The 3,815-nt window shown below is 56.5% G+C and carries 3 protein-coding genes; 2 read left to right on the forward strand and 1 reads right to left on the reverse strand.

The genetic code is table 11. The features are described 5' to 3' along the window. Positions 1–1,178: acyl-CoA dehydrogenase family protein (locus tag AB7S84_RS16885; RefSeq protein WP_428155948.1), on the forward strand; the 1,178-nt coding region annotated here is incomplete at its 5' end. Between the two features lie 86 nt (positions 1,179–1,264). Beyond that, positions 1,265–3,268, forward strand: coding sequence for an acyl CoA:acetate/3-ketoacid CoA transferase (locus AB7S84_RS16890; RefSeq protein ID WP_020875896.1), 2,004 nt, complete (start codon positions 1,265–1,267; stop codon positions 3,266–3,268). Between the two features lie 224 nt (positions 3,269–3,492). Here the strand turns inward: AB7S84_RS16890 and AB7S84_RS16895 are convergent. After that, a partial coding sequence (locus AB7S84_RS16895) for an acyl-CoA thioesterase (RefSeq protein ID WP_428155950.1) occupies positions 3,493–3,815 on the reverse strand: 323 nt, incomplete at its 5' end.

The following is a 3,815-nucleotide window of genomic DNA, read 5'->3' on the forward strand; positions in this document are numbered from 1 at the left end:
TTAAACATGAGGAGTTAAAGATGGAATTCGAGTTGAACCGGGAACAGAAAGGCATCCAGCAGGCGGTTAGAGATTTCGTCAAAGGCGAATTCAAAAAAGATGTCATCGCCGAGCTTGAAGAAACCCATGCTTATCCCCGAAACATCTGGAAAAAAGCCGCGGATCTGGGTTTCATCGGCATTCATTTTCCCGAAAAATATTCAGGCCAGGGACTCGGCGTCCTCGAAAACATCATCGTCGCCGAGGAATTCTGCAAGGGCGATTCTTCAGTGGGCGCCTGTCTTCTCTTGGCAGGCTTTGCCTCTGAAATCATTCTCCATTTCGGCAGCGATGCCCAGAAAGCGGCCTGGCTGCCCAAAGTCGCCGAAGGCGAGGTGCTTTCCTGCGGGGCGTTTACAGAGCCGGATCACGGTTCGGACATCACGGCCATGACGACCACCGCAGTCCGGGACGGCAACGAATGGGTCATCAACGGCACCAAGGTCTTTATCACCAACGGCGGCCCCCTGGCGGGCTTCTACTCCGTGCTCTGCCAGACCAGCCCCGATGCGGTCCCCTCCCACCGCGGCATGAGCCTGATCCTTGTGGAAGCCGACCGCGCGGGTGTTTCCACCCACAGCGTCGGCCACAAGATGGGCATCCGTATGATGGATACGGCCGAGGTAAATTTCAAGGATGTCCGGGTTCCGGCCGAAAATCTGATTGGTCAGGAAAACCGGGGTTTTTATCAGGTTCTTGAATTTTTTGATGAAAGCCGGATTCTCATCGCAGCCCAGGGGCTGGGAACGGCCCAGGGCGCATTCGACCGGGCACTCTCGTACATTAAATCCCGTGAGCAGTTCGGCCGGAAGATCGCCGGATTCCAGGTCAATCAGCACAAAATCGCCGACATGGCCACCAAGATCGAACAGGCCCGCCTGCTGACCTACAAAGCCGCCTGGAATTTCGATCAGGGCCGCATCGACCCCAAGCTCACCTCCATGGCCAAAATGGCCGCCGGCCGATGTGCGGTGGAGGTCTGTGACGAGGCTATTCAACTCCTCGGCGGATACGGCTACATGCTGGAATACGAAGTGGAGCGGTACGCACGGGACGCCAAGATCTGCGAGATCTACGAAGGTACCAGGGAAATTCAGAAGAATACCATTGCCGGCACTATTCTTGGCAAGATGAAATAGGCGTTCCCGGAGAAAAGCCGCCCCCCAATGCAACCCCATGGATATGCTCCGGTAATCCCGGAGCATAATGGAGATTTTCGATCAAGATGGAAAAACCTTTGACCCCAATCGGAACGTTTAAAACCCTGCTGAACCCGTTTCAGTCCACCGCTACCCAAAAGGACAAAGTCGTGACTGCCGAGGAGGCCGTCCGCATGATCCGGGACAACGACACCGTAGCGTTCGGCGGCTTTGCCGGTGTGGGCGCGTGCGAGGAAATCGCCGCCGCACTGGAGCGCTGCTTTCTCGATACCGGCGCCCCCAGAGACCTGACGCTCATGTTCGCCGTGGCCACCGGCCCCGGCAACGACAGTAACCTCGGCCTCAACCACCTGGCCCATGAAGGTCTCCTCAAGCGCATTATCGGCGGTCACTGGGGGCTCGCCCCCAAAATCCAGCGGTTGGCGGTGGAAAACAAGGTCGTGGCCTACAATCTGCCCCAGGGCATCATCAGCCACATGTACCGCAACATTGCATCGGGAAAGGCCGGAATATTCTCCGATGTCGGATTGGGAACCTTCGTTGACCCCCGCAACGGCGGGGGAAAGCTCAACGAGCGAACCACCCGGGAGATCGTCCGACTCATGGACATCGACGGTGAAGAGTATCTTTTCTACAAAACGTTTCCGGTCAATGTAGCGGTGATCCGGGGAACCACGGCTGACACCAACGGCAATATCACCATGGAAAAGGAAGCCCTGACCCTGGAGTCCCTCTCCATCGCGATGGCGGCGAGAAATTCGGGCGGACTGGTCATCGCTCAGGTGGAGCGGGTAGCCCAGGCCGGAACCCTCAATTCACGCCAGGTCAAGATCCCGGGCATCCTCGTGGACGGCGTGGTGGTCGCCCGGCCTGAAAATCACTGGCAGACATTTGGAGAAATCTACAATCCTTCCTTCAGCGGGGAAGTGGCGGTCCCCATGAACGCTATCCCGCCGATGGATCTGACCTGCCGGAAGATTATCGCCCGGAGGGCCGCTTTCGAAATCAAACCGAACTGTGTGGTAAACCTGGGTATCGGTGTACCCGAAGGCGTCGCCAGTGTGGCCAACGAGGAAAAAATCCTCGATTTTATGACCATGACGGCCGAGCCGGGCGTCATCGGCGGGCTGCCTGCAGGCGGGATCAATTTCGGAGCCGCCGTGAACGCCGCCGCCCTCATCGACCAGCCCTACCAGTTCGATTTCTACAACGGCGGAGGCGTGGACGTGGCTTTCCTGGGTATGGCCGAAGCCGACCGCGAGGGCAACGTCAATGTAAGCCGATTCGGGTCCAAGCTGGCCGGAGCCGGTGGGTTCATCAACATCAGCCAGAATTCCAAAAAAGTGGTCTTCATGGGGACCTTCACGGCCGGGGGCATGACTTATGCCGTCGAGGACGGTCGTCTCACCATTCAGAAGGAAGGCCGGTTCAGAAAGTTTGTCGACCACGTTTGCCACATCACCTTCAGCGGCCCCTACGGCGCACGATCCAAACGGAAAATCCTCTATATCACTGAACGCTGCGTCTTCGAACTGGGCGACCGGGGACCCGAGCTGACTGAAATCGCTCCCGGCATCGATCTTGAGAAGGACATTCTTGCTCACATGGATTTCATGCCCGTCGTCCGGGAACCCCTCAAACAGATGGATGACCGCATTTTCTTTCCGTCAAGGATGGCGTTGAAAGACGATCTTCTCAATATCTCCCCGGAGGACCGGATCATTTATGATCCCGCTAGCGATACCCTGTTTGCGAATCTCGCAGGATATTCGGTCAAATCCATCCATGACGTCAAGGCAGTCGAGAATACGATTTCAGGACTTATCTCTCCTCTCGGCCGAAAGGTCCAAGCCATCGGCAATTACGATCAGTTTGTCATCGATCCGGATCTGATCGACCCTTATTCGGCGATGCAGCAGTCTCTGCAGAGCCATTACTTCTCACGGGTCAGTCGATACACCACCAGCGCCTTTCTGAGAATGAAGTTGGGCGACGCCCTCGAAAAGCGCGGTGTGGCGCCCCATATCTTCGAAAGCCCGGAAGAAGCCCATGCCTTTCTGAAAAACTGAGCCGTTGCATGCGGCGCCGGAGATTTCCCCATGCCGATGAACTGGAATGCAGCTTACGGGTCGTCCGGCGCCCCATGCGTCAACGGTTTCAGGTGTCACGGAAAGGGGCTTGATTCAACTTTCGGCTTAATTCACAATCCAACTCAACTTTCGACTTTCATAGGCCGGTGCCGGGAGGATACGGCACATCCATCTGGTCATCATCATGAAAGTCGAAAGTCGAGTCACAATACATAACCTTCGAAGGCCCTGACAGCCGTCGTAAACGCTTCCGGAAGCGGAACGACCTTCCCGCTCTCAAAATCGAAGCAGATGTTGGTGGTACTGCCCGACGCACAGAGCGTGTCTGCTTTTTCAATCCGGTATTCCATAACAAAAGCCTTGGACTTGATGACCGTTATGCGGCATCCGACCTCGATGCGGTCCCCCAGAAACAGCTCACGGCGATAACGGCAGGTCGCTTCGGACACCATCATGCCGTATCCCCCGATATCCTTTTCCGTAAAGCTCAGGTGGGCGAGATAAGCGATTCGAGCCTCCTGGAAGT

The sequence above is a fragment of the Desulfococcus sp. genome (assembly GCF_050178255.1).
GTDB classification, from domain to species: Bacteria; Desulfobacterota; Desulfobacteria; order Desulfobacterales; family Desulfococcaceae; genus Desulfococcus; species Desulfococcus multivorans.

Excerpts from the sequence above, each read along its gene's own strand:
- AB7S84_RS16890 (WP_020875896.1), top strand. The coding sequence starts at position 1,265 with ATGGAAAAACCTTTGACCCCAATCGGAACGTTTAAAACCCTGCTGAAC.